The sequence below is a fragment of the Bacillus sp. FSL M8-0166 genome, assembly GCF_038008825.1.
GTDB lineage: Bacteria > Bacillota > Bacilli > Bacillales > Bacillaceae > Bacillus > Bacillus safensis.
Genome location: NZ_JBBOZZ010000001.1, coordinates 2,549,486 through 2,576,322 on the forward strand (window position 1 = coordinate 2,549,486; position 26,837 = coordinate 2,576,322).

At 39.5% G+C, this 26,837-nt stretch carries 30 protein-coding genes and 2 pseudogenes; 9 read left to right on the forward strand and 23 right to left on the reverse strand.

The annotated features are described in order from the left end of the window. Nucleotides 1-3 precede the first annotated feature (3 nt). The 4 genes from NSS92_RS13090 to NSS92_RS13105 all read right to left on the reverse strand — a co-directional run bounded on the left by NSS92_RS13090 (nucleotide 4) and on the right by NSS92_RS13105 (nucleotide 1,840). Nucleotides 4-561: a sulfurtransferase TusA family protein gene (locus NSS92_RS13090; protein WP_340868520.1), complete on the reverse strand. Its 558-nt coding sequence runs from the start codon at nucleotides 559-561 to the stop codon at nucleotides 4-6. Between the two features lie 47 nt (nucleotides 562-608). Then, nucleotides 609-962 carry a rhodanese-like domain-containing protein gene (locus NSS92_RS13095; RefSeq protein ID WP_248351639.1) on the reverse strand — a complete coding sequence of 118 codons (354 nt, stop codon included), beginning with the start codon at nucleotides 960-962 and terminating at the stop codon, nucleotides 609-611. 12 nt (nucleotides 963-974) lie between these two features. After that, nucleotides 975-1,457 carry a DsrE/DsrF/DrsH-like family protein gene (locus tag NSS92_RS13100; RefSeq protein ID WP_340868523.1) on the reverse strand — a complete coding sequence of 161 codons (483 nt, stop codon included), beginning with the start codon at nucleotides 1,455-1,457 and terminating at the stop codon, nucleotides 975-977. Between the two features lie 122 nt (nucleotides 1,458-1,579). After that, nucleotides 1,580-1,840, reverse strand: coding sequence for a metal-sensitive transcriptional regulator (locus NSS92_RS13105; protein ID WP_003217059.1), 261 nt, complete (start codon nucleotides 1,838-1,840; stop codon nucleotides 1,580-1,582). Nucleotides 1,841-2,023: 183 nt separating this feature from the next. Here NSS92_RS13105 and NSS92_RS13110 point away from each other — a divergent pair, with 183 nt between their 5' ends. Continuing rightward, the gene (locus tag NSS92_RS13110; protein WP_340868525.1) at nucleotides 2,024-2,530 is read left to right on the forward strand and encodes a hypothetical protein; all 507 of its coding nucleotides are present in this window, start codon (nucleotides 2,024-2,026) and stop codon (nucleotides 2,528-2,530) included. Nucleotides 2,531-2,686: 156 nt separating this feature from the next. Here NSS92_RS13110 and NSS92_RS13115 read toward each other — a convergent pair whose 3' ends face one another. Next, nucleotides 2,687-3,907, reverse strand: coding sequence for an MFS transporter (locus NSS92_RS13115; protein ID WP_340868527.1), 1,221 nt, complete (start codon nucleotides 3,905-3,907; stop codon nucleotides 2,687-2,689). Between the two features lie 1,052 nt (nucleotides 3,908-4,959). Between NSS92_RS13115 and NSS92_RS13120 the strand changes: the two genes are divergently transcribed. Both NSS92_RS13120 and NSS92_RS13125 read left to right on the forward strand, forming a co-directional pair. Then, nucleotides 4,960-5,568 carry a transglutaminase-like domain-containing protein gene (locus NSS92_RS13120; RefSeq protein ID WP_340868530.1) on the forward strand — a complete coding sequence of 203 codons (609 nt, stop codon included), beginning with the start codon at nucleotides 4,960-4,962 and terminating at the stop codon, nucleotides 5,566-5,568. 5 nt (nucleotides 5,569-5,573) lie between these two features. Next, a pseudogene (locus tag NSS92_RS13125) lies at nucleotides 5,574-5,648 on the forward strand (DUF255 domain-containing protein); the annotation flags it as partial. Nucleotides 5,649-5,702: 54 nt separating this feature from the next. Here the strand turns inward: NSS92_RS13125 and NSS92_RS13130 are convergent. After that, complete coding sequence (locus tag NSS92_RS13130) at nucleotides 5,703-6,539, reverse strand: helix-turn-helix transcriptional regulator (protein ID WP_340868532.1); 837 nt, start codon at nucleotides 6,537-6,539, stop codon at nucleotides 5,703-5,705. 103 nt (nucleotides 6,540-6,642) lie between these two features. On the opposite strand from NSS92_RS13130, the gene fabF reads away from it, so the two are divergent. From fabF to NSS92_RS13160, 6 genes and pseudogenes are all read left to right on the forward strand, one after another. Continuing rightward, nucleotides 6,643-7,875 (forward strand): beta-ketoacyl-ACP synthase II, encoded by a 1,233-nt coding sequence (gene fabF, locus NSS92_RS13135; protein ID WP_340868534.1) that lies wholly within the window; start codon nucleotides 6,643-6,645, stop codon nucleotides 7,873-7,875. A 160-nt stretch (nucleotides 7,876-8,035) separates the two neighbouring features. Beyond that, nucleotides 8,036-8,527, forward strand: a pseudogene (locus NSS92_RS13140) (thioredoxin domain-containing protein); the annotation flags it as partial. A gap of 780 nt (nucleotides 8,528-9,307) precedes the next feature. Continuing rightward, entirely contained in the window at nucleotides 9,308-10,099 is a 792-nt protein-coding gene (locus NSS92_RS13145) for an AGE family epimerase/isomerase (protein ID WP_340870019.1), read from the forward strand. A gap of 152 nt (nucleotides 10,100-10,251) precedes the next feature. Beyond that, nucleotides 10,252-11,022 (forward strand): SurA N-terminal domain-containing protein, encoded by a 771-nt coding sequence (locus tag NSS92_RS13150; RefSeq protein ID WP_267587860.1) that lies wholly within the window; start codon nucleotides 10,252-10,254, stop codon nucleotides 11,020-11,022. A 224-nt stretch (nucleotides 11,023-11,246) separates the two neighbouring features. Continuing rightward, nucleotides 11,247-12,581, forward strand: a complete 1,335-nt coding sequence (glpT, locus tag NSS92_RS13155) for a glycerol-3-phosphate transporter (protein ID WP_048238228.1) — start codon at nucleotides 11,247-11,249, stop codon at nucleotides 12,579-12,581. 92 nt (nucleotides 12,582-12,673) lie between these two features. After that, entirely contained in the window at nucleotides 12,674-13,555 is an 882-nt protein-coding gene (locus tag NSS92_RS13160; RefSeq protein ID WP_340868538.1) for a glycerophosphodiester phosphodiesterase, read from the forward strand. Nucleotides 13,556-13,594: 39 nt separating this feature from the next. Here the strand turns inward: NSS92_RS13160 and NSS92_RS13165 are convergent, their stop codons facing one another. The 17 genes from NSS92_RS13165 to NSS92_RS13245 form a co-directional block, all read right to left on the reverse strand. Further along, nucleotides 13,595-14,983 (reverse strand): amino acid permease, encoded by a 1,389-nt coding sequence (locus NSS92_RS13165; RefSeq protein WP_340868539.1) that lies wholly within the window; start codon nucleotides 14,981-14,983, stop codon nucleotides 13,595-13,597. A gap of 219 nt (nucleotides 14,984-15,202) precedes the next feature. Next, nucleotides 15,203-15,961, reverse strand: coding sequence for a DUF4097 family beta strand repeat-containing protein (locus NSS92_RS13170; protein WP_340868540.1), 759 nt, complete (start codon nucleotides 15,959-15,961; stop codon nucleotides 15,203-15,205). 26 nt (nucleotides 15,962-15,987) lie between these two features. Then, nucleotides 15,988-16,671, reverse strand: coding sequence for a bacitracin ABC transporter permease (locus NSS92_RS13175; RefSeq protein ID WP_340868541.1), 684 nt, complete (start codon nucleotides 16,669-16,671; stop codon nucleotides 15,988-15,990). A gap of 50 nt (nucleotides 16,672-16,721) precedes the next feature. After that, nucleotides 16,722-17,354, reverse strand: coding sequence for a TetR/AcrR family transcriptional regulator (locus NSS92_RS13180; RefSeq protein ID WP_340870021.1), 633 nt, complete (start codon nucleotides 17,352-17,354; stop codon nucleotides 16,722-16,724). Nucleotides 17,355-17,789: 435 nt separating this feature from the next. After that, the gene (locus NSS92_RS13185; RefSeq protein ID WP_340868543.1) at nucleotides 17,790-18,734 is read right to left on the reverse strand and encodes an alpha/beta hydrolase; all 945 of its coding nucleotides are present in this window, start codon (nucleotides 18,732-18,734) and stop codon (nucleotides 17,790-17,792) included. A 55-nt stretch (nucleotides 18,735-18,789) separates the two neighbouring features. After that, complete coding sequence (locus NSS92_RS13190) at nucleotides 18,790-19,089, reverse strand: hypothetical protein (RefSeq protein ID WP_106051021.1); 300 nt, start codon at nucleotides 19,087-19,089, stop codon at nucleotides 18,790-18,792. Beyond that, nucleotides 19,086-19,301 (reverse strand): helix-turn-helix transcriptional regulator, encoded by a 216-nt coding sequence (locus NSS92_RS13195; protein ID WP_251191218.1) that lies wholly within the window; start codon nucleotides 19,299-19,301, stop codon nucleotides 19,086-19,088. The genes NSS92_RS13190 and NSS92_RS13195 overlap by 4 nt, the downstream gene beginning before the upstream one ends. Before the next feature lie 206 nt (nucleotides 19,302-19,507). Further along, entirely contained in the window at nucleotides 19,508-20,113 is a 606-nt protein-coding gene (locus NSS92_RS13200; RefSeq protein ID WP_340868549.1) for an ABC-2 transporter permease, read from the reverse strand. Further along, nucleotides 20,091-20,972: an ABC transporter ATP-binding protein gene (locus NSS92_RS13205; protein WP_340868551.1), complete on the reverse strand. Its 882-nt coding sequence runs from the start codon at nucleotides 20,970-20,972 to the stop codon at nucleotides 20,091-20,093. The genes NSS92_RS13200 and NSS92_RS13205 overlap by 23 nt, the downstream gene beginning before the upstream one ends. Nucleotides 20,973-20,977: 5 nt before the next feature. Continuing rightward, nucleotides 20,978-21,349: a GntR family transcriptional regulator gene (locus NSS92_RS13210; RefSeq protein ID WP_003217079.1), complete on the reverse strand. Its 372-nt coding sequence runs from the start codon at nucleotides 21,347-21,349 to the stop codon at nucleotides 20,978-20,980. A 162-nt stretch (nucleotides 21,350-21,511) separates the two neighbouring features. Beyond that, nucleotides 21,512-22,639: a DUF418 domain-containing protein gene (locus NSS92_RS13215; RefSeq protein ID WP_340868554.1), complete on the reverse strand. Its 1,128-nt coding sequence runs from the start codon at nucleotides 22,637-22,639 to the stop codon at nucleotides 21,512-21,514. 140 nt (nucleotides 22,640-22,779) lie between these two features. Beyond that, nucleotides 22,780-22,980, reverse strand: coding sequence for a hypothetical protein (locus NSS92_RS13220; RefSeq protein WP_267587870.1), 201 nt, complete (start codon nucleotides 22,978-22,980; stop codon nucleotides 22,780-22,782). Nucleotides 22,981-23,027: 47 nt separating this feature from the next. Continuing rightward, nucleotides 23,028-23,420 (reverse strand): TlpA disulfide reductase family protein, encoded by a 393-nt coding sequence (locus tag NSS92_RS13225; RefSeq protein WP_340868557.1) that lies wholly within the window; start codon nucleotides 23,418-23,420, stop codon nucleotides 23,028-23,030. After that, on the reverse strand, nucleotides 23,420-23,935 hold the full coding sequence (locus tag NSS92_RS13230) for a HEAT repeat domain-containing protein (protein WP_267587872.1): 516 nt from the start codon (nucleotides 23,933-23,935) through the stop codon (nucleotides 23,420-23,422). The genes NSS92_RS13225 and NSS92_RS13230 overlap by 1 nt, the downstream gene beginning before the upstream one ends. 19 nt (nucleotides 23,936-23,954) lie before the next feature. Beyond that, nucleotides 23,955-25,376 (reverse strand): sporulation killing factor system integral membrane protein, encoded by a 1,422-nt coding sequence (gene skfF / locus NSS92_RS13235; protein ID WP_340868559.1) that lies wholly within the window; start codon nucleotides 25,374-25,376, stop codon nucleotides 23,955-23,957. Further along, nucleotides 25,369-26,091 (reverse strand): ABC transporter ATP-binding protein, encoded by a 723-nt coding sequence (locus NSS92_RS13240; protein WP_340868562.1) that lies wholly within the window; start codon nucleotides 26,089-26,091, stop codon nucleotides 25,369-25,371. The genes skfF and NSS92_RS13240 overlap by 8 nt, the downstream gene beginning before the upstream one ends. A 240-nt stretch (nucleotides 26,092-26,331) precedes the next feature. Further along, nucleotides 26,332-26,742, reverse strand: coding sequence for a RidA family protein (locus NSS92_RS13245; protein WP_340868564.1), 411 nt, complete (start codon nucleotides 26,740-26,742; stop codon nucleotides 26,332-26,334). Nucleotides 26,743-26,837 lie beyond the last annotated feature (95 nt).

Below are 26,837 nucleotides of genomic sequence, written 5' to 3' on the forward strand. Positions count from 1 at the left end.
CTCCTATTTTTCAATGGCTCCTGTCCAGCTATTCATACCTGGCACCACATTGATTAATTGTTGAAATCCTTTCTCTTTGAGCTTTTGCGCGGCTAATTCACTTCTTCTGCCTGAATGACAGATGAGATAAATGTCCGATTCTCTTGTTAACTCCTCGGCACGATGTTCCACCTCACCAAGCGGGATATGGACGGCTCCTGGGATATGCCCCGCCTCGTATTCATCCAGCTCTCGTACATCCAAAATAAACAGAGATTGATCTTCTTTTACCTTCTGTTGAAAGGCATTCAAAGATATTTCCGAAATCATGGACTCTTCCTCTTGCGCTGCTCCGCCCTTACGAATCAAATGATGAAGCACCTGTCCTTCTACTTTTGTTCCTAAAAACTCATGGCCGGCACTTTTTGACCAAGCCGCTAAATCCGCTGCTGATCCTTTATCGGTAGCTTGCACTTCAAGCACATCTCCTGGCAAAAGCTCATTCATTTGTTTTTTTGTTTTCACGATCGGCATCGGGCATGCCAATCCTTTTGCATCTAAAATGACTGTTGGTTGCTGCATGTGATGTCCTCCTTCATATAGGGGTGGGGGTATATTTTTATGCGTGCTTAATGCCAAGCATTCATACCACCCTTGATGTTTGTAATATGAGTAAATCCCTGTTTCTTCAATATTTTCGCTGCCTGCATACTTCTCATTCCGCTTTGGCATATCACGTAGATTTCTTCATTCTTCTCAAGCTGAGAAGCTTGTTCTTTTAACTGAGGTAAAGGAATGTTTCGAAATTCTTTAATATGGTTTGTTTGAAATTCTACTGGAGATCGTACGTCAATTAGTTGTTGACCTTTGTTTTTCAGCTTTTTCTTCATATCGGCTGCATCCATTTGGTTCACGCCTCGAACCGGCAGAAAGCGGCTCACGAGTAAGCCAATCACCATGATGAACAAAATCGTTTGAATCATTTCATCACCTCACTAAATAAATAAATTCACACGTCCGATTTCAGCCTCTGCTAAATAAGCGGCCACACCAGCATATTGAATGTCATCTAATAACTCTTTCTCCTGTAATCCTAAAAGATCCATCGTCATTGTACATGCCACAAGATTGATATCCTGTTCCTTCGCCATATCAATGAGCTGCGGCAAAGTCATGGCATTGTGCTTTTTGATCACGTGCTTAATCATCTTTGGACCCATTCCAGCAAAATTCATCTTTGAAATGCCCATTCGATCAGCCCCGCGCGGCATAATCTTGCCAAACATTTTTTCTAAAAAACCCTTTTTCATAGGCACCATCTCATCCTTGCGCAAGGCATTCAGCCCCCAAAAGGTATGAAAAATCGTCACTTCATGATCATAGGCTGCTGCACCATTGGCAATAATGTAAGCTGCCATCGCTTTATCATAATCTCCACTAAATAGCACAATCGTTGTGCGTTTTTTCTGTTCTTCCATCCTGCTCCTCCTTCATCATTACCCACAGGGGTATATAGAAAATAAAAATATATACACATACCGGTAAGGGTATATTATAACAAGTAAAAAAATCCGTCAACCTTCAAAGGCTGAAGAATTTCTTACCGGCTTTTCACCAATAGCTCCACCGCTTCTTTCACAAGACCTTCCGTATCCTTGCCTTGTTCAAGACTTTCACGGACACATTGCTCAAGATTTGTACTCACAATCACACCCATTGCACGATCAATGGCATTGCGTGATGCAGACAGCTGCGTCACCACCTCGCGGCAATCCTTTCCCTGCTCCATCATCGCAAGAACCCCTTTAATCTGCCCCTCAATCCGGCGAAGACGGTTCTTCATCTGCTGATTATATTCCATTCACAAGCACCCCTTTCTATTCTTTCTATGAACAGATAGTATACCCTAAGAGGTATTTAGTCAAACGACTTGCCCTTCTCTTTTGTAGAGAACTTATATGAAAAGAATTGCATATTCCACCATTTATTGATAAAAAGAAAATAATCAACGAACAAGAAATCATTGAAGAAAAGAGGGCAGCCCATGACTTTACATCACTATATTGGAGCAAACAAAGAACTGCCGCTTGGTACCTTTGGTCAAAACCCTACATATAAACCGTTCTCTGAACTCAATATCAGAACGTTTGATAAAAAACAAAAAAAGCCAAAAACCTATCAAAAAGAAGAACTTTTGATAGAAGCATTTGAAACAGAAGAGGATTTCGAAGGCATTCACATTGATCATCTAGATCCCGTCTATGAAGCGGTAAGAAACAAATTCACGCATCCTTTTGTTTATGAATTAGACATCATTCATTCTCTTCGTGCACTTTTTCAATTCATTGAAAAAGTGCTGTCAAAAGGAGAAACCATCGAAATCTATTCTTGTGTAGATGGACTCGAAACGAAAGAAAAGGATGATCAATTGGATGTAGAAATTGACCTAAGCAAAAAACGATTTGGAAAACATATCAATTTTAAAGAGATCGATGAACTGATTGATATGTTTGAATTAGAAAACTTACAATATGTGTTGGTGAAGAAATAGACCTCCTGCCATTATTCTTTCATATAAATTTTAAATAACCGTCTAAATAAAATGAATTTTTATTTCTTATATGTAAACATTCTTTGCAAAAAATAGTGTCAGATTAACTGTAATATTAATAAAAAGTTTTGTTTTTTTATATTTATTAATATCTCTTTATCTAGATATTACTGATGAAATTATTTTTTGAGTACTTTTTTGTTTGAGAAAAACTATGGTATATATCAAAGCAATAATGGTTGGTATTAGTAAAACCATGTAAGCGAAATTAGCTCCATAAGTTTCACTAATTAGTCCTAGTATTGGGCTTCCTATAACTACAGATCCTTGGTTAATAAACATTCTGTAGCTGGCCATTCTACCATGATATAATGAATCAGTAATCATTTGTTGTATGGATTGTGTAATTACTCTTAACAAAGCAGTACCAAAACCTAAAAAGAAAATACCAAAAAAAGAAAAAATAATAGTTCTACTAAAAGAAAGGAGAGAAAGCCCTAAAATAACAACACCTATAGAGATAATTGGGACAAAAGATTTTGTTTTTAAAAATAACCATGAAATAATTAAACCTGCAACTATCGCCCCAGTAGACAAGGCTGCTTCCAGTAAACCAAATATAAAGCTTGGTTTACCAAGATATGTCTTAGTATAAACAGAAAGCAGACCAGTGTTTGAATGCAATACTAGCTGACCAACACATCCAATTCCAAAAAGTCCTAAGATGATCTTATTTTTTAATAAATAGTTAAAACCATCTTTAAGATCGAATAATATCGAATTTTTCTCCCGTTCTAATTGAATTGAATTAACATTAATAGATTTTATAAAAGATAAAGATAATAAAGATAGGAGGCTAATTATTAATATTATCAAAAAAATATATACTGCATCTAAAAATATAAATAAAAACCCTGTGGAACTAACCCCAAGAATCCATCCTATTTCACCGATACTTGTTGAAATTCCTATGATCTTTGTATACTCTTTTTTCGAAAAAGTTTGTACAATAAGGGCCTGCATAGCAGGTCTAATAATTGAACTCAACAATTGGACTATTACGTGAGATGTAATTATTGTCCAAACAACTAATGAGTTGGTAGCAATAAAGATTGTCAGAAATAAAATCATTAAACTCTGAATTGATAAAGAAATAATGATAATTTTTTTTTTATTTAAGCGATCAATAATAACTCCTGAAAAGAGATTTACTAACAATCCTGGGATAAAACCAATTCCAACCATTAAGCCAGAATAGAATGCATTACCTGATATTTCATATAGAATCCAAGTTAAAGCAATTATATACATTGAAGAAGACGTTGAGGAAAAAAGAACGGTTAATACGTATAACCTTGAACTATATTTATTTAACATAGTAATTCCTCCAGATTTAACTCGTTTCAACATTACATAAAAAAGACTTTATTTACACCAATATTAGCTGACTTATCAATAAATTTAGTTTTTATCTCTTCGAAACTCACTCTTTGTACCCTCCCAAAAGAAACTGTTTAAAAAATAAAAGTCTCACTTGAATTTAAGTCTAAATATCCAAACTATCAAATGGGTATTTTTCTTATTTTTTACAATTTTACAACAAATATAGTCGCAAGTCTAATATTTATTTAAGTTGTTGCTTTATTGTTACTAATTAATTAGTTTCAAAGTAGAAACTCACTATAATTTAAAACCTATAGACTGTAGGCAAATTATCATGATTATCAAACAGGTCTCATACGTACGGATTCCAGCCTAAAAGGGATATCGTTATAAACCATACGTAAATCTTAAATCATACTATTCTACTCTAATATCTATTAATAATCACAAGGAGATGTAAAATATGCATATTGTCATGATTATTATGCAAACGTTTTTGATATTTATGTTTCCTATGCAAGTTATAGAAAATTAACAAGCGATAAAACGGCTATCGAAGAATTTAAAACGCTGAGACTACCACAATGGTTTCGTGTGTTTACAGGTATCTAAGAATTAGTTACTGCAGTAGCTTTAATTATCGGTTATTGGGTTACAAGGTGGATTGCATTAGGTTCACTTTTGATTTTTGCTATAGTCGGAACCTTGTCAATGGTGCTTGTTAAGAAACCATTTAAAAACATGATAATGATTATAGTGATAGCTTTGTCATTATCTTATTTTTAAACAGTGTCTAGGACCTTTCAAATTTTCCTAGGTTTAACTAATGAATTTTTGCGAAGGAACTTTAGTGAGGTTAAGACCTGAAATTGATGTCACTACATATTTTTAAGGCAGAGAACTAATCATAATTTGTGTTACATCTTTCATAACACTCTATAAATATTCAAACTATACTGAGTAGCAATCTCTTTTATTCTTTCTTAATATATTTCTAATCATGTTCTATAATGTAGTATCATTCGTTAAAATATGGGGGTGAAGAAATGAAGTTGAAATGTGAATCGAAAAACTTTAATGATTATTTACTTGAATTAAATGAAGTTGATTATTCTAATCCTATTATTTGTACACTTGCAAATGAACTTTTCAATCCTTTCCAGACAGAAATAGAAAAAGCAAAAGCAGCCTATGAGTTTGTTCGAGATGAAATTCCCCATACATGGGATATTCAATCCAAACGAGTGACTTGTCATGCATCAGAGGTATCAAGATTTAAAGAAGGAATTTGCTACGCAAAGTCCAACCTATTAGCTGCCCTATTGCGCTCACAAGGAATACCTACAGGTTTTTGTTACCAGCGGTTAATGTTGTTCGATACGCCAGATAAAGGATATTGCATTCACGCATTAAATGCTGTATTTCTTCATTCACTTAATAAATGGATTCGATTAGATGCACGCGGCAACAAAACAGGAATTGATGCTCAATTTTCACTTGATCATGAAAGATTAGCTTTTCATACCCAACAAGAATTAGATGAAGTCGACTATCCTTTGATATATGTAAGACCCCATCCAAAAACAATGAGTATTTTAAAAGAACATACAGACGCTATTGAGATGTATAAACATCATTTACCAGAAACGATATAGGCTTGGGGCCAAGAACCTTCGACAAAGCCAAACGTGAAAATAAACCGGTGCTTGTCAGCATCGGTTATGCCACTTGTCACTGCATAGAATCTACTTTATATTAAATGCACTCAATAACTTCATCCAAACGATAGCTAGCCTTCAATCAAACGTTTTAACTTAAGCTCCGTCTCAGTATCCTCAACTGGAGTATAGACGCTGCATCTTAAATCAGTCTCCCCATACACTTGTAATGAAGTGAGATTAAACAACATTTTACCTGCCTTAGCATGACGAAATTCAATTAATACTTCAGGCGCATAGCTGATCTCATTTTCATTCCAAATTTTACGAAACTCAGGATATGCCTGCTCCATTTCTTCTATAAATTGCTCATACCAGTCATCCGCCACATACTGTCCATAATACGTTCTAAATATGGCGATATATCCTCTAACAAAATGCTCCCAATTCACCGCTAAACTTTTAAATTCCTTTCTTGCGAATAGTAAGCGTATGATATTCCTTTCTGCCGGGACGATTTGTTCAAAGTCCAAAAATACGTTAGCTGCTGCTTGATTCCAGCCAACAATCTGACTTCTTCTATCAGATATAATCGTCGGGCAATAACGAAGTTCCTGCAAAATTTTCACTAAAGCCGGACTGATTTCCTTCTCATTCTCAATGATAAAGGATTGTTTCACTCCTTCCTCTAACGCTAAAGCGTACAAATATCTCCTTTCATCGTTATTTAATTGTAATGCACGAGAAATAGCATCTAATACCGAAGTAGATACTTTTATATCTCTGCCTTGCTCTAACCATGTATACCAAGTAAGACTCACACCGGCTAGTTGAGCCACTTCTTCTCTTCTGAGTCCTGGTGTTCTTCTGCGGGTGCCTACAGGTAAACCAACCATTTGAGGCGTAATTTTCGAACGTTGGTTCTTTAGAAATTCTGATAATGCTTGAAGTCTAGTTTCAGGTTTCATTCAGATCTCCCTTTAAAATATTATTAATTATACTAGGATAAACAACAACTTGTAATAGGATAACACAATGGCTAAAGTTAATAAAAACAAGGAGGGAATGATCATGAAAAGAGTTGTCATTACTGGAATGGGAGTTATTTCTCCACTAGGAAATGATGTAAATAGCTTTTGGAATCAACTAATAAAAGGACAATCGGGTATATCTCTCATTGATTCTTTTGATACGACTGATTATAAAACAAAAATTGCTGGAATCGTTCGTGATTTCGATGCAGATGAAATATTGGGGAGAAAAGAAGCAAAACGATTAGATCGTTTTAGTCAGTTTGCCTTAGCAGCAGCCGAACAAGCATTAGAAAATTCACAATTACAGTTAGATCAAGTTGACCTTGAACGTTTAGGCGTATATGTTGGTTCAGGAATCGGGGGCATAGAGTCGCTTGTTGATCAAGTGAATGTATTAGATAAAAGAGGTCCCTCAAGAGTAAGCCCCAGCCTTGTACCCATGATGATTTCAAACGCAGCTGCGGCCCAAATCAGCATAAAATTAGGAGCACAAGGACCATCATTGTCACCAGTCACAGCTTGTTCTATTGGGAACACCGCTATTGGCGAAGCTTTCAATGCGATCCGAAATGATGATGCAGATATTATATTTGCCGGAGGAGCAGAAGCTGCCGTCTCACAGATATCCTTGGCTAGTTTTGGAAACGCACATGCACTATCTACTAGAAACCAAGACCCAAGTCGAGCCAGCCGTCCATTCGATACAGATAGAGATGGTTTTGTGATGAGTGAAGGGGCAGGTATCTTAGTATTAGAATCATTAGAAAACGCAATTCTTAGAGATGCACCGATACTATGTGAAGTAGTGGGATACGGAGCTAGTTCAGACGCTCATCATATGGTAGCATCCCACCCAGAAGGCAAGGGTGCCTACTTAGCCATGAAAAAAGCATTGAAAAGTGCAAATATATCAACAGATGATATTGATGTTATTAGTGCACATGCAACAAGTACACAAGTAGGTGATCGTTCAGAAGTTCTAGCTATTAAGAAATTATTTGGTGAACGTTCAAGTGAAATTCCAACAACGGCAAACAAATCAATGACTGGGCACATGTTTGGTGCTGCCGGCGGTGTAGAAGCCATTGCTTTAGTGGAAAGTTTGAGACGAGGTATGATTCCGCCAACGATTAATGTAGAGAAGCTAGATCCAGATTGCAACTTAGATGTTGTATTAGAAGCGAGACAGCTTCCTTTGAAATACGGGCTATCCAATTCTTTTGGTTTTGGAGGACATAATTCAGCCATCTTGTTAAAGCATTACGATTGAAGTAGTTAAATGATGAAATAATGAATCTATCAAGGGTTTATAGCCCTTGATTTTTTTCATTTTGGGAATTCCTCACAGACAAATGATGACGGGCCTCAGCAATCTGATATATTAAATGGAGAAAAGAGAATACTAAAAACATTTAGAAAGCAGGTGACCCATGTCAAACAACCAAACACCCAACCCACTCATCAATGAAAAATCACCATACCTCCTTCAACACGCTCACAACCCAGTTCACTGGTACCCGTGGGGGCAAGAAGCCTTTGACAAAGCCAAACTTGAAAATAAACCTGTGCTTGTCAGTATTGGTTACGCTACTTGTCATTGGTGCCACGTCATGGCACACGAAAGCTTCGAAGATCAACAAGTCGCTTACATCTTAAATGAGCATTTTATTTCGATTAAAGTCGATCGTGAGGAGCGTCCAGATATCGACTCGATGTACATGTCTGTTTGTCAGATGATGACGGGGCAAGGCGGCTGGCCGTTGAACGTGTTTGTCACGCCGGATCAAAAGCCTTTTTATGCGGGGACATATTTTCCAAAAAGAAGTGCATACGGGCGTCCTGGCTTCATTGAGGCACTGACACAATTGCTGGATGCGTACCATAACGACCGAGATCATATTGAATCATTGGCAGAGAAAGCGACAAATAATCTGCGGATTAAAGCAGCAGGGCAGACAGAAAACACACTGTCTCAAGAGGCAATTCACAAAGCCTATTATCAGCTCATGAGCAGCTTTGATACGCTGTATGGCGGATTCGGCTCCACGCCGAAATTTCCTGCACCTCATATGCTCTCATTTCTGATGCGCTATTACGAATGGACAGGGCAGGAGAATGCGCTATATGCGGTCACGAAAACGTTAGATGGGATGGCAAATGGCGGTATATATGACCATATTGGTTCCGGCTTTTCTCGTTATTCGACGGATGAAAAATGGCTTGTGCCGCATTTTGAAAAAATGCTGTATGATAACGCCTTGCTGATGGAAGCTTACACAGAAGCGTATCAGCTCAACTCAAACCCTGAGTATGAAAAGCTTGTCCAACGCCTGATCCAATTTATCAAACAAGATATGATGAATCCGGGCGGCTCCTTTTATTCAGCGATTGACGCAGATTCCGAAGGGAAAGAAGGACAATATTACGTCTGGTCAAAGGATGAGATCATCACCCATTTAGGCGAGGAGCTTGGCGCTTTATTTTGCGAAGTCTATCACATCACAGAAGAGGGGAACTTTGAAGGGGAGAACATCCCTCACACCATTTCCACCTCCTTTGAGGACATCAAGGCCTCTTTTTCGATCGACGATAAAACCCTTCAATCCAAGCTGCAAGAAGCCCGGCAAATTCTACAATCAGTCAGACAGCAGCGACCCGCACCGCTTGTCGATGACAAGGTGCTCACATCCTGGAATGCGCTGATGATCACAGCTCTCGCCAAAGCAGGAAGGGTATTCGATGCAGAGGAGGCAATCCGTATGGCGAAGCAGGCGATGTCTTTTCTAGAAACACATCTTATTCAACATGAGCGGCTCATGGTCCGCTACAGAGAAGGTGACGTGAAGCATCTCGGCTTTATCGAGGATTATGCGCATATGCTAAAAGCCTATATGTCTTTATACGAAGCGACCTTCGAATTAGATTGGCTGGAAAAAGCCACAGCCATTGCTGAGAACATGTTTGAGTTGTTTTGGGACAAGGAAAAAGGGGGCTTTTTCTTCTCGGGATCAGATGCGGAATCGCTCCTCGTTCGAGAAAAAGAAGTGTACGACGGTGCCATGCCTTCTGGAAACAGCACCGCACTCCACCAGCTTCTTAAACTAAGCAGAATGACTGGACGTCAAGACTGGCTGAAAACATTAGAACAGATGTTCAAAGCCTTTTATGTCGATGTCTCTTCCTACCCAAGCGGACACACAGCATTTCTGCAAGGGCTTCTAAGTCAATATGCGGCAAAAAGAGAAATCATCATTCTTGGGGAAAACGGAGATCCGCAAAAAGAACAGCTTTTACAGGCGCTTCGGAAACGATTTATGCCATTTGATATCATATTGACCGCCGAAACAGGAAATGACCTAGCAAAGCTCGCACCATTTGCAAAAGATTACAAAACAATCGGCGGCAGCACCACAGTGTATATTTGTGAAAACTACAGCTGCCGCCAGCCGATCACCCATATCGATGAGGCGATGGAACAGTTATTCCATGATTAAGTTTGTCATAAGATGACTATGAGAAGACAAAATGAGGACAAACAGATAAAAAACATGTCAATCCGCTAACAAATTGTCTGTACGGTTTTATTTTTCCTAAAAAACGGTTAGAATGCGCACTAGATGTTCTCATACCGAAGGGAGAGAAAATAATGAAAAAGGTATCATATACCCTCATCGCTTGTTTGTTATCTGTTGGGCTTGCAGCCTGCTCATCAAACGATGCAAAACAGGATAAGCAAAGCGATGCAGCCAAAAACAAGGAAACAACACAGGCTGATCAAAAAGATCAGCAAAAGCAAATGGAAGAAATGCAAAAGAAATTAGACGCACAAAAAATCGATGATCAAAAGGTCGTTGCGACCGTCAACAAAGACAAAATCACAGGCAGTGAATACAATAGCGCCTTATCTACCATTCAAGGCCAGCTTCAGCAGTCCGGGCAAGACCCAACTTCTAAAGAAGGCGAGAAAGCAGTCAAGAAACAAACCATTGATGCGCTCGTAGGCCAAGAGCTCATCCTGCAAGATGCTGAGAAGAAGGGCTTCAAAGCCTCTGACAAAGAGGTAGATAAGCAGCTAAAGGAAGAAAAGAAACAGTTTAAAGACAACGCTCAATTCGAAGAAGCACTTAAAAAGAGCGGACTCACATTGGATCAGCTGAAAAGTGACATTGCTGACAGCATCAAATACAGTCAATATGTCGACAAAGAAATCAAATCAGCCTCCGTCTCTGAGAAAGACGTCAAAGCGTATTATGACCAATACGCAGACCAAATGAAAAAACAAAAGCAAAAAGTACCAGAATACAAAGAGGTTAAATCACAAATTAAAAAACAGCTAGAATCTCAAGAAAAGCAGAAAGAAGTACAAAAAGAAATTGAAAAACTAAAGAAATCTGCGAAAATTAATGTGTCTCTATAACCGCTAAGAAAAAATCCGCCATTGTGCGGATTTTTTTGTTACTTCACGAACCATTTTTCCAAATTTATGACAAAAGCCTCATCATAAACATCTCTTCCATCCGATATGATGGGAGTACAAAAGAAAGCGCTAACAATTCTTTTGTCTCTGAAAAGGTACAAGATGAGGCGCTGATCTCGTACTTTTGCTTCAATCAATCGGACATCTACAAAAGGAGGATCTTTATGTTCAAATGGTTTAAACCTGCTCCGCATATCGACAGGCTTGATGATGCCAAAACAGACGAGACGTATAAGCGGCTGCGTCTGCAAGTCTTTCTAGGCATCTTTATCGGGTATGCGGGCTACTATTTGCTGCGCAAAAATTTCGCTTTTGCCATTCCATATCTACAGGAAGAGGGGTTTACGAAAAGTGAATTAGGCTTTGTACTCGCTGCCGTATCCATTGCTTATGGCTTTAGTAAATTCATCATGGGGATGATCTCAGACCGCTGTAACCCCAGATACTTTTTAGCTGCCGGACTCTTTTTATCAGCTCTTATCAATATCCTATTTGTCTCATTTCCATGGGTCACATCCAGTGTATGGATCATGTTTTTATTCATGTTCTTAAACGGCTGGTTTCAAGGCATGGGGTGGCCGCCATGCGGACGTACGATGGCGCACTGGTTTTCGGTTAGTGAACGTGGTACGAAGATGTCCATTTGGAACGTCGCTCACAATATTGGCGGGGGGATTCTTGCACCGCTTATCACATTAGGAATTGTACTGTTTGCAACGTGGAAAAGTATCTTTTTCTTCCCTGCCATCATTGCCATTATCGTCTCCTTCGTGATCATTCTTCTCGTCCGGGATACCCCGCAATCCACTGGTCTTCCGCCAATCGAGGAATATCGAAATGACTATCCGGCACAAAACTATGAGGATCAAGAAAAAGAATTAACAGTGAAAGAGATTTTATTTAAATATGTACTCAACAATAAATTCCTATGGTATATCGCCATTGCTAACGTGTTTGTGTACTTTGTCCGTTACGGTGTCGTTGACTGGGCGCCGACCTACTTAACAGAAGCAAAGGGCTTTTCACCAGAGCATTCACGCTGGTCTTATTTTCTTTATGAATATGCAGGCATTCCCGGTACATTATTGTGCGGCTGGATCAGTGACCGCTTCTTTAGAAGCCGCCGCGCACCAGCAGGCGTCCTCTTTATGGCCGGGGTGTTAATTGCCGTTCTTGTTTACTGGTTAAACCCTGCTGGCAATCCAATGGTCGATAACATTGCCCTTATCAGCATCGGCTTTTTGATTTACGGACCTGTCATGCTCATTGGACTTCAGGCCATTGATCTCGCTCCGAAAAAAGCCGCTGGCACTGCTGCCGGACTGACAGGCTTCTTCGGTTACATTGGCGGCTCTGCCTTTGCCAATGCCATGATGGGTGTCGTCGTGGATCACTATGACTGGACAGGAGGCTTCATTTTACTAGTTGGTTCTTGTGTGCTTGCGATTGTTTTCCTCGCTATGACATGGAATACAGGAAAACGCGTAGAGCAAGCTTAATGAAAATCACATAAAAGATTCATATCCGCCCAACATGCTCTTTACATCTATTTCTTATGATGGAGGCAGTTACCGTAAAAGGAGGATAAAATATGAAGAAAAGTAGATTACTTGCTTTCGTGTTGCTCTCTTTTGCTTTACTGTCTTTTGTGTGGGTGCCGGCCACCGTATCGGCACATGAAAACCTTTTATCTCCAGATCGCATCTTAACCGTTGCACACCGCGGAGCATCAGGGTATGCACCAGAGCATACCCTGGCTTCCTACAAGCTCGCCACAAAGATGAGTGCAGATTACCTCGAACTCGACCTTCAAATGACAAAGGATGGACATCTCATCGTGATGCATGATGAAACCGTTGACCGAACCACAAACGGAACAGGCTGGGTCAAAGACCTCACACTTGCCGAAATCAAACAGCTTGATGCTGGTACCTGGTTTAACGAAGCCAATCCCGACAGACAAAATGCCAACTATATCGGACAGAGAGTCCTTACATTAGATGAGGTGCTGCGCTATTTCGGCAAACGAGAGAATTATTATATTGAAACAAAAAAACCAGACCTTTATCCGCAAATGGAAGAAAAACTATTGGCCGCCTTAAAGAAACATCATCTGCTTGGGAAGCACACAAGAAAAGGGCAGGTCATCATTCAATCCTTTAGTGAAGACAGCCTGCTAAAGCTGCAGAAACTAGCTCCACGCCTTCCAAAAGTACAGCTATTAGACAGAGCCCAAATGACGTCCATCACAGACGATCAGCTCGACTTCATCAAAACTTATGCAGTGGGTGTCGGCCCAAACTTTAGAGCATTGACGCCTGAAAATGTACAGCAGGTCAGAAGCCATGGACTCCTCCTCCACCCATATACGGTAAACAACGAAGCAGACATGACACGTCTTCTGCAATACGGCGTCACCGGTCTTTTCACCAACTTTCCAGATGACTTTAACCGTGTAAAAGCTTCACTCTAAACATAAAAAGCCTTGCGGTCCATCCCGCAAGGCCTTTGATTATTTTACCGTTTGATCAGAAGAAGCTGTTTCGATCGGTTTTCGTTTTCCAATTCCAAATACAAAAAAGCTAAGTGCCACTAAAATCAAGAACCCAATTGCTACAATAAGAGAAATACGCGTATCCTGATTAATGAGCATAAACACAAGAACCATCAATAAAAATCCGATTGTAAGATAGTTAGAAAACGGTGCTAGCGGCATCTTGAACGGATGCTGATCAAGCGCTGCCCCCTTCGCCTTTCTGAATCCGATATGACTAATCAAAATGACAAACCAAGGCACCATCCCAGGAAGGACACTCGCACTATACACATAGACGAAAATGTTTGGTGGAGCAACATAATTGAGGACAACTCCTACCGCTAGACCAATCAGCACAGCGAATGTCCCAAAATACGGTACACCATTCTTCGAAATTTTGGTGAAGAAAGCAGGCGCCTGCCCATTCACACCTAATGTATAAAGCATACGTCCCGCACTGAAAATCCCACTATTACAGCCGGACATCGCCGCTGTAATGACAACAAAGTTAATAATACCAGCCGCTGCTGTAATCCCGATCTTCGCAAACGTCGCCACAAATGGACTGCCAAGAGTATTCAGCTGATCCCAAGGATACACAGTCACAATGACAAAGATCGCACCGATATAGAAAATCAAAATACGCCAGATGATACTTTTGATGGCATTGGTCAGCGTCTTTTGCGGATTTTGCGCCTCACCTGCTGTAATCCCAATCAGCTCTACACCTTGGTAGGCAGCAATAACGAGAGACAATGCAAACAGGAATCCGCTAAACCCACCTGTAAAGAACCCGCCATGCGCCCAAAGGTTAGACAGCCCAATAGGAGTTCCGCCATTTCCAAATCCGAAGAAAATAATGCCTAGACCTGCAATAATCATCAAGATAATTGTTACGATTTTGATCATCGCAAACCAAAATTCAAATTCACCGAATGACTTAACCGAAATCAAGTTGGCCGCTCCTAAAATGATCATCGCAATTAACCCTGGAATCCACGCAGGCAGCTCTGGGAACCAATATTTCATATAAGCCCCAACAGCAATAATTTCAGACATTCCGACAATGACCCACTGGAACCAGTTACTCCAAGCCGTCATATACCCTGCAAGCGGATGAATATATTGATGCCCGAATGTAGCAAATGACCCTGTACTCGGCTCAAGATATAACATTTCTCCCATCGCACGCATAATAAAAAAGATAAAAATACCACACACTGCGTACGCTAGAAGAACCGATGGACCTGTCCACTGAATGGCCTTCGCTGACCCCATAAATAAGCCAACACCGATTGTGCCGCCAAGAGCGATCATTTGAATATGGCGGGCACTTAACCCTCTCTTTAATTCCTTTTGAGCCACTTTTCTTCCCCCTCATCAACAAACAACATAAAAAATAAAAAATCAGAATTTTCATTCTGATTGAGAAACATCAATCTTTCGATGTATATTATCATAATAAATCTACCCTTAAAAAACAATTGTTTTTTTGAGGAAAACACTATTAACAAAATATTCTGACATAAAACGAGGTTCAAATTGTTTTATATTGATATATTGAATCAAAGGATAAAAGTTCATTCAATGCTGATGACTTAGTAGAAACTGACCGCCCCTTATATCAACCTCAAAGGATCGTTGTCCATTCTTATGCACCAAGTTTTTCTGCTTCCGATGGCAAGAAAAGTCATTCCGAAAAGCGCCGGATCTTTTCTTTACATAACAAGTAAACCCATCATTTTCCGGAATCGCCACTTTGACATATGCTCCAGTTGAAATAGACTTAAGTGAATTTAGCATGCTTGTAGAATGAATTTGTATCCTTCTACCTGTTACATGCAGATCAACATCTGAGAAAGCACCCGTCAACTCACCTTTTGACGATATGGCGTGCAATGACAATGTCTGCGCGGCCAGCTGCCGGCTAGAAATAAGTCCACCTACTGTCTCTAAATGAAGATGCTTGATTTCACCTGACAGCATCGTCTTTCCAGAGGTTAAATGACCATAGACATTTTCCACCTTCAGCCCTTCTGCCTGAAGATTTGCTCCTTTACAACGAATGGACATAGACTGTAATTGATTTTTCGGAAGATAAATAGCGACATCCGTTTGATAAAGGTGCAGCCCTAAGCTGAATATTCTTTTTCGCCTATCTTGAACGACCAGCCGCCCATCTTTTACCTGATGATGCAGCAAATAGCGCTTTGGAAAGACTTGATTGGTCGTTTGACGAATGATGAGATAAGGATGATCATGGTGATGGATACGCACCTCTCCGAGCAGCCAATCAAGCGATAATTCTACGACCGATTCTTCAATTTGAACCGTATGCTCCACATGTCTCCCTCCTTTTCCATCGTGGCTTATCTCGCTTGAAGCCGGGTGATGCTGCCCCACAATTCCAACATCACAATGAGAACAGCTGCGATCATGACCCCTGACAAAATGAAGTTCATTTGATCATTTCCATAAACAGCGATTAATATGTTTCCTAAAACAGCACATAGAACAATCGCAGTCAGAATGGTCATGGAAGTAGATTTCTTCATTAACCCCACTCTCATCGCAATCATGCCAATCCCATTGACACAGCAAGTAAACACTAGGTACGTTTTGATCACAGTGAACATCACATCAGCTGTCAGCGCATCATGGACAATGGGGAAGAACGTTTCAGTGACACTAAACACAACAAATGACGGAATGATACTACATAGCATGGCAATCGTAGAAAAGCACAGCATCCATAGCATTCTCGAAAGGAGGGATGACCTCATACTGGATGAATGAGATTCATGTTCTTTCAATGCAGTCACTATTACTCGACAATACATCATGGCTGTGACGATCGAAAAAAAGATCATCCATACTATACTGCTCAACAAATAGATATTCGGATATTGCTGAAAACCCATTTCCTGTTCAACCTGTGCAACAAACGCGACAAAATAAATAAACACCAGCAGTACAATACTGATAATCATACTAGCTTGAATATAATTTTTCATATGACTTTTTCTTAGCTCAAGTTTTACGAAGTGAAGCATAAGGCATCCTCCTATGAAATGAATTCTCCTTTTGTCTCTTATCTAACCATTTAGATTCCAGACTGATCATATCCACCAATCTCAGCATAATGAGCTGTGACCTTTTGAATGAATAGATCACTCACCACATCCACTCCAAGCCCTTTCATCATCTGTTGTAAAAACAGTAAACGCTGACTAGTTTCCTGCTCATCACGAGCAAATAGCGTTGGGTTCAGCCATATATTCACGAGAAGCATAAACACTTCTGCCACTTCACCAGGAAAAGCAGTTGTCATCGAACCATCATCAATTCCTTCAAGAATCAGCTGTTTGATTTTAAGCGCATCCTGATTGACTCCTGCCTTCATCCCTTCCACCACAAATTGCGGGTTTTTGATCTGGTCAACTAGGATTCCATCAATTGAGTGAGACTGTGGATCTGCCACAAGCTTCTCTAAAATAAGCTGCAGCTTCTCTTTTGCATGAACTGCTTCTGTATGCTTAATCAGATCTTCAAGCTTCTCAGTCGCATGACGAAATTGCCTCTCCATCACGGCACGTAATATTTCTTCCTTCGATTTGAAATGATGATAAATAGCCCCTTTAGACATGTTCAATTCATGGATGATATCCTGCAAACTCGTCTTTTCATAACCTTTTTCCTGAAACAGCTTCGTCGACACATCTAAAATTTGCTGGATTGTCTTTTCTGGATATTTATTTCTGGCCAGTTGAAACGCCCCCTCTTACATACCGACCGTTGGTATGTATATTTATATTTTTCATTATAAACTGTTCATATAGATTTGTATAGAATAAAAAAAAGACCGCTCACACGGTCTCCTCAAGCTCAAACTATAAATTCAAAAGAAGCTGTGCAGTCGTAGCTAACCGCCGATTCCGCACATATTCCAAATGAGAATACCCCACTACCTGCCTCAGCGCACAACTCATCCTTCAAAAGTGACTCCAAATAGGAATTCACCTCTTGCGTAACTCGACTATACAACATCTCGCGCTCCTCTACTTGATCATAAAACAAACGGCACACATGTTTTGATCAAAATTGCGATATATGTCTAGTGCTTAATAAACACCAGCAGAAGCTTGAGTATCGAAATGATGTGAAAAAACAACTAACGGTTATTTTCAATTTCAGCTAGAAAACCTCTAAAATCATCTGCTATTTCCTTTGATTTCGTATGATGCAAATAATGGCCACCTTTAAAAGTCACTATTTTTCCATAGTCTGAGTTTTTCAGCAAATCCTCATGCATTGGCTTCCAGCTTGGTGTTTCTGCCTCCGTTTGATCGGATAGGTAGAAAATAACAGGAAGTTTCTTAGGATAATGTAAACGCTCAGCGCTTTTAAAATTATTGGTGAAATTTTCTGCCTCACTAGCTTGGCTTTCATTCAGAAAGTTTTTAAATGTAAGCATTTTGATCTGATCTTTCGTTTTGTCATCCACTTTAGGCATAATCAGTTGATCTGGATTTAATTTCACTAACAATCTGTAAAAACCTGATTGATGAAACAGCTGTAAACCGGAGACTGGCAATTCATCCGTATCCTGCTTAGGAACACTGCTGTCAATTCCAACAAATGCTGTGACTTCTTTTTCATACTGATTAACATATTCCAATCCATATATCCCAGAAATCGAATGACCCATCATCGTGTATTTTTTAATATTGAGCTTCTGCAAACATTCATGAATCTCATCTACAATGTTTTGACTTGTCCGTACTTTATCTGTATCGTCACTTAAACCATATCCAAATGGTTCAATCACTACGACTCTATAATAAGGTGATAATTCATCTACTAGAGGCTTAAAATCTAGCACTGGTGAAGCAGTTCCATAGCCTGGGAGAAGTACAATCGTTTCTTTCCCATCGCCTTGAATGAGCACATTCATATGCTTCCCATCCACCGAAACCTTTTGCCCGTAAGCTTCTATTTTCCCCTTCTCCCTTTCATTACTAAATAGGTTTACAAAGTAAACACTTGCTAGAAAAACAACCATGACCGTGATAATGGTGCATAAGGAGATCAGCATGATTCTCAATATTTTTTTCATTGGTTTTCTCTTCCCTTCATGATGAAGAACTCTAGCTTACATCCATCGATGAAAATTAATATTTTCTTTCACAATAGATGATACCGATTGTATTTGCGCAAACACTTGATACATACATAAATGTAATGGCTATATAAAACCATTCTGTTGGAGATGAAAATTGATGGACTAAAGATTGAATGATAACAACTAATAGATAAGCTAAAGCAACACCTACAATAGAAAAACTTCCGGCTTTCGCTAAAATAAATTGACCCCGTTCATCCTGCTTATATTCACGGCTTTTCTTATATTGAAAGGCCGTACTTAAGATAGAAAGGATAATCAGAGAATAAAGTATGATCGTCGTCATCATCGTTGTTCCTCCTTGTCGACCTCTTGAAATACGTCATATAAATCAACTTCAAATGTTCTCGCAATTTGAAATGCTAGTTTTAAGGACAAAGAATATTTACCATTTTCAATCGCTGCCACAGTTTGACGAGTCACACCTAACTTCTCTGCCAAATCCTTTTGTGTCCAGTCTTTTTCTGCCCGTAATACCTTAATTCTATTTTTAATCTCCATTTCAAATTCCTTTCTTAAAGGGTGTTTTATTTAACATAATGTTAAAAATAATTAACATCATGTTAAATAACGATAACCCCTTTTCTTCTACATGTCAACTTCGCCTCAAAATCTTCTCCGCCTTTTCCTAAAAAATAAGAATCACCCATTTTGAAAAATGCTCTCAAAATGAGTGATTCTCTATCAATGTTCATATGATATTTGCATTAAAATACTTTTCTTTGGTAAATAGCGGTCGAAAGCCCCCAAGACATGAGGTAGATCAACATGATGATTACAGCTGATCCAGTATATAAAATCGGAATCGATACATTCATCACAAAATCAGTGATCACGCTGAAATGCTCTGCTAAATAAGCCATAACCGGCGGCCCTATACCAGATAAAATGATAAAGACAATGATCACTGCCGTTGAGATATAGCCAGGTTTCAGAATATAAAACAAAGGAAATGTAAACGCCGCAAATAGTAAAAACAGCCCGCTGCCAAGTGCGATATCCATCATCGTAAACAGCTTCCCAAAACTAAATAAAGCAGCACTTGTCAGCCCGATCGCAATCACCATAAAAAAAATGGCACCAAGATAACGTGATGCGATAATTTCTTTACGTGTATAAGGCAAAGAGTTTAATAGGATATTCGTTTCTGCCTTCTCATCGTACGCATATGTGTTAAAAGGTATGAAGAAACTGGCGACGAGAAACGTCAATGCCGGAGGCACATCCATGAGAATAAAAAATAAGATAAACGGAAGAAAAATAATCAGCTGTTTCTTTTGCAAAATCACATCACGCTTCATTAAATGAAACATGCTCTACACCGCCTTTCAAATAAAACATGATATCCTCAAGCGATGCCCGTTCAATCACAACATCATCTCCAAAAATATGCTTCACTTCACCAATACGATCTGTTAATGCTTCAAACCCTGCTGCTGTACGTTGAATATGGACAAAGGCTTTTTCAGTGTCTCGATCCAACAAATCCAAGCTTCCCTTCACAAGCGCATAATTCTCCGCTACCTCATGAATCGACTGTTGAAAGACCAATCTTCCATTTTGTATAAACGCAATATAATCTGCAATCCGGTCTAAATCTGTTGTCATATGTGTTGAGAAAAAGATCGTTCGATTTCCATCAATCATCAATTCTTGTAACGTACCGAGCAGCTCTCTTCTAAAGACCGGATCTAAACCAGCAGTTGGTTCATCCATAATAATCAGCTCTGCATGATGCGATAGTGCAATCGCAAGGGATGCCTTCATCTGCATCCCTTTTGAGAATGTTTTGATCGCTTTATGAAGCGGCAGACCAAACTGCTCAATATATTGATAAAAAAGCTGGTCATCCCAACGTTTATAGGCAGGAGCCACAATCCGTTTGATGTCCTTTAAATTCAACCCTGGAAAAAAAACATTGGCATCGTAAACAAATCCGATTCGTTCCTTAATCTCTTTTTCATGAGTATGATAATCTAATCCGAAAATCTTTACGTCACCTGAATCTGGTTTTAACAAATTCATGATCATTTTAATGGTGGTCGACTTACCCGCTCCATTTTCCCCAATAAACCCTGTGACAAAGCCTTTTTTGACCTGTAAATCGAGATTCTGAACTGAAAAGTCCTTGAATCGTTTTGACACCCCTTTGAATTCAATCACATGCTCCACTCTTCTCACTCCTCATACAAGAACTTTAATAACTGCTGCAATTCATCAAAAGATAAACCTAATTCCTTTCCGTTTGTGACAACCGCTCCAAGCTGTTCCTCGATCACCTTCAATTTCTTCTCTCTCATCACTTCTAGGTTTTGTTCCGCAACAAATGATCCCTTGCCTACAATTGAATAAATAAATCCTGCCTTCTCTAACTCTTCATACGCTCGCTTTGTTGTAATCACGCTGATTTGTAAATCCTTCGCCAGCTTTCGAATAGACGGCAGTGCTGCACCTTCTGCAAGCTCACCCGTTAAAATCATCGATTTGATTTGATTCGTAATTTGCTCATAGATGGGCTCCTTAGAATGGTTTGAAATCGTAATTTGCATATAAAAACCTCTTTTTTCAGTACTGGTGTTTGGAACACAATAATGTATATATACTATATATACATTATATACAAACTAAAAGAATATTCAACTATTTTTTGATTGCAACTCAACTTAAAAAACCGCACAGCTCTTCAGCTATGCGGCCTTCTCCAACACAATTTATTTCCAATACACCCATTTTCCCATAAGCCACTCCACAGGACCTCTTCTCCATTTTTTCAAATAGAGATAGCTGATGAACAGCTGTGCTGTGTACAGTCCGACAGCAAGCAGCAGCCCAAACATTGATCCCAATTGTCCAAATAGACCAAGTCCATAAGAATAAAAAATCGTTGTACAAATAATCGACTGCGCCAAATAGTTTGAGAGAGACAAACGGCCAAGCCCTGCAAGCAGGCGTTTGAAACCTTGGGCTGCCTTCGAATAGTAGAAAACAATAAAGGCTTGAATATACCCAATCGTCAGCACATAGGCACCCAGCGTAATCACCAATTCACTCCAAGGAGCATCAATGAACGTCGCACATTTTAGCGCAAGGCCGATCACTATCATCCACACCCAGCCTTTTCGATAAGCCATTCCTCGATCTTCTTCCGTCAGATGTCCTCGTTTCCCAACAGCCATACCAAGCAGTGCAAACGGGCCAACCATGATCGTACCAAAAAGAAAACCTAATATCGGCATAAGCGCAATGGTCACGATCGCCAGAATCATGGTCACAATCATCATATCGTCTTCAACCGTAATCCGGCTGAGCAAAATATCCCCATAATCACCTTTCGCATACACATCGGTTAATAAATCATCAGTCCCATAAACAAATTTCATCATGTATGGCATAACGACTAATGACAACGCACCTAACACACCCGACCAAATCAGCATTGTTTTAATCCGGCTGCTCAAAAACATCATTAAGAAAAACGTACAAGCTCCATAATAAAGAAGAATGTCACCATTCCAAATAAAGATGTAATGCAGCATCCCAAGAACAATAAGACCAAAACCACGGCGAACAACAATGGCATTCGTATTCAGCCCCTTGGCCTTCGTCGATTCAATCAGCTTGATAAAAGAATACCCAAATAAAAAGGAAAAGATCGGATAAAAAGACCCTTGGAACAAAATTTCCGTCACATATACACCGAATTTCTGTCCCCAAAAACTCGAATCAAACATTTTCTCAAAATCATAATCATATTGGAAATTAAGCATATTCACGATCAAAATACCTAATAAACTAAAACCACGTAAACTATCAATCAACTCAACCCTAGATCCCTTCAACACGACAGCTCCTTCGAACAATATAAAGATAAAGCATAATTATCCTACCACACTTTTAAAAAAATGGTTTACATCCCCATGTGAAAAAGTGCGTTTTAAGGTAAATTTAATAAAAAAACCTAGAATATACATTCTAGGTATCATACTGATGAATGATGATGTTCTTCTTTCCGCAGCACACGCTTCAAATAAAACAACATTCCCAAACCGAATAAAATCAACGCCATTTCCCAGTCTGCAGAACTCGGCAACCATTTCAGCATCATTAAAATCAGCAAAACCGCTCCAACCCCTGCGAAAAAAATGACGTTTCTTTTTAATTCTTTGTTTGATTGAAACAACACTCTCTCCTCCACTATTTATCCAATTGAATGTTTTTCTAACTTTTTCAATATTCTTTCCCAGCCGGTATCTCCTTCCGATCTAATAACTTTCCCTCTTCATCTATGAGGCAAAAGCTGGGTAACCCTTGAATCTTATACTTTGCAGCAATCTCATAATTCTGATCCAATACAATAGGAGCGGTCATATTCTTTTCCTCTGCATACTCTGAAACAACATCTTCAGATTTTTCCTCTTCTGTATATGGAACATGGACACAGGTTAAATGAATACCCAGCTCATTCACACGTTGTAGAATATGATTGGTTAATTCTTCACAAGGAGGACAGTTGACTGACCAAAAATAAAGAAGCTGATGCTGTCCCTTAGGTAAACTCCTTCGATCTGAAGGGTAAATCCAAGGAAGATTCTCAGGCCAGTTGAGTTTCTGCGTTTCCACTATTCATCCCCCTTTTCCTTTAGCTGAAAAGCAATAATCTTCCCTAATGCTTCCTCTGCAGCAAAAGGAGTAACGCTACCTGTTGGATTTTCTTGTTCTTGTTTTAAGCACTCGTACATGTTTTTTTCAATTTTTGATGGATCAATCCAAGAGATACACCATGATGCCCAGAAACAAGTAGGTCCCTCATAACGTTTAGCCAGTGCCACAAGGAATGGCAAGCTAGGCTGCCCAATCCTCATGAGTGACATGGCAGCGGCCATTCTTGTATCTTCTTCGTCACTTTCTAATAGCCGAGCTAGCGGTTCTGCTGCGTCCCCCGCATCTGCTCCAAATTCACCAAGTACAGCTGCTGCAATGTTCCGCAGAGAGCCTTTTTCTTTTAAAGCCTCAACAAGGACGGGCACTGCATCTTTTCCATATTTTCTTAAATCTCCTATTGCTTGAACGATCGTTACTTCATTTGTATTGGCCAATTGTTGAACTGATTGAGACAGCTTATTTTCTGGTTTCATTTACAATCAACTCCTCTTTTTAATGAACCGCACGGTATCGATAACAAAGCACATAAAATCCAGCCCCAGCCGCTAGGGATACAATTGTAGTCAACAAGCCATCAGTGATGAGATGAATACTAATAATGACCATCGCACTGATCACAGACGCAAATAGCAAGGATCGATAATAGGCGGCCAAAGCAAAACTCATTTCTCGTCTCAGAGGCTGCATAAAGGCAAAGAGCCGTATGGCCAAAAACCATATATAAACTCCTCCACCAAATAAGGTCCAATACAAAACATCCTGAATCTCAACCAAATAAAGAGAAATCAAGTAGAAAGCATACAGCCAAAAGGTTTGAAACACTTCTAACAGAATGATTTTTTGATATAAAGCACCTGGAAAAAGGTAGAGCACTCCTGTTTGTGCGTGTCTTACAATCCCTGCATAATATGAACTAAAAAGAACGGATGCCGCCATGACGATCAAGAATAGATTCAGCCAATCTGAAAAATAAGTAAAGACGACATAGTAAGTACCAATTAACAGCATGGTAAATAGCACATGGAAGGTGATATATTTTTTTATCAGCAATAATTCAATCCAAAGAAAAGCCCAGCTGCCCGTTAATGACGGAAGTCCCCACCATGTCTTGCCCTTTTTTTGAACGATTGGACTTGAATGAATATGTTTCCCCTCAAATTCCTCCCAAAATACTGCCTCCTTAACTAAAGACTCCTTCATTTCTAAACGATGACTAGCCTTGTACATCATCATGAAAGATAGAAACATCACTCCAATAAAAATGAAGACAGAAAGAATGGAGAACTCTTCGATCATACGCCCAGCTTGAAACATCAAAGAATCAGCAATGTTCATTAATGAGGGCTGTTTCATCATCAACTGATTCAAAGCGAGCACTGCAAAGCAGCAAAACATCAATAAAAAACTGATTAAGAGCAAACGCTTGTATACTCGAATGCTTCTAGCACAAGACATCGCAATCATCCAAGTTTCAACCAAACATAACAGCCCTGTCAGGATGAGTGATTTTCCAAGCAGAAACGGGTACTGATGCGTCATAAAAAACAGAAGTAGATCCGCAGCCACAGCAGAGACAATAAGAAGAGCCCCTCGCCAAAAAATGTGATACAACCATACACTGATGACAACTGTCCATAGAGAAGCGCCATTTCCATATAACCAAATGATATCGTTCATTTGACTAGGCAGCCGATTTGTAAACAAACCAAAACCCGTATAAAGAACAAACAAACAGACAATGATCCATCCTGCTACACTTGTATTCCAATCACCCATACTTGAAACTGCGCTTAGCTGAAAACCAATTGCCGCAATGAAAAGAAGTAAGATCAGAAAAGGCATTTTCTTTTCTTGATTTTTACTGATAAAGCGCCTTTGAGATTTCATCCATAATAGGGAGAGTGTGTTATTCACTTGACCACTCCCCCAGAAGTTGAATGACTTTTGCCCTCCACTCACTCTGTTCTTCCTTTAATTGAGGAACATCCATGTTCTTCATGATGGCACCGTCTCGAATCAATACCACCCTGCTGGCCGTATCGAGAACGAACTCCAGACTATGAGTCGACACAAAGACCGACCCACCTTGACTGCTTTTTTGTCTCAGCCAATTTGACAGCCACTGTTTTGACGGTATATCTAACCCAACAGTCGGTTCATCTAATATAAAAAGGGAGGCATCTTGAACAATGGCTCCTGCTAAGACGACACGCTGCTTTTGGCCTCTTGACAGCCTTCCGCACAGTTCATTCATCTTCTTTTCCATATGTACTTCTTTCAACGCTTCATATACCTTTTCCTTGATCTGTTTTAAGCCTTTATGATATCCACGAGCACGGAATTGAACATGTTCAGCAACCGTTAGGTCTGGATACAAATAGGGGTGATCAGGAATAAGCGCGACTTGTTTTTGAACATGGGAATGACCAGGCGGGAAACCCTCTATGAGAATTTCCCCTCCATCTGGTTTATACAGACCCGTTAAACATCGAATCGTTGTCGTCTTCCCGGCACCATTAGGCCCAAGCAGTGCCACAACCTCACCTGCTTCGATGGAAAACGACAAATCCTCTATCCCATCACCATTGCTATATCGTTTGCTTACATTCTGAACCTCCATGAATGGCATCAAATCTCTCCTTTTGATTAGAGTGATGTATGCTTATCTATGGTGTGTTATAAAATCAAAAACGAATGTCATTAGACCCACTAATCTCTCAACCTAATATTACCATATAGAGAATAACAAGGTAATAGGAATGAGATAATCTATTCTATATACAACTGAAAAAGGAAATACATTATGTACACAATAAAAAAAGATTGGGTTGCAGTATCCCAATCTTTTATCTATTAAACCACCATTCCATTAAACCGCCCCATCACCCAAAACCATCTCCTGACACGCCCAAGCATCCACCTCCACCTTTAAAGCAGAAGAAGCCAATGCCACCACATAAATCATCGTCATACAAGGCAGATGATCGCCCAAAAACTGCCCCATGATTCGTTTTCTGCTCTCAGCATCGAACTCTCCTACGAGATAAAATACTAGTTTCGTTATATCTTCCAAAGCCATATCTGCCGCTTCTACGTTTCGTTTCACATTCTCTAACGCTAGTTCAAGCTGCTCCAACGGACTTTCGGGGATTGTCCCATCCGCCTCCATTCCCACCTGACCTGATAAGGTTAACCACCGCTGTGCTCCAGTTGTCTCTATTTGATGGGTATATGGTGCAAGTGGTGGATGAATGGTCTCAGGATTACGTGATGTTCTCATGAATAAAAACCCCTTTTCTGAAAATACAGTAAATTTTTATCATCATATCAAATTTTCAACCGTATTCAGATTTTTATGCTCATAGTAAACTTACA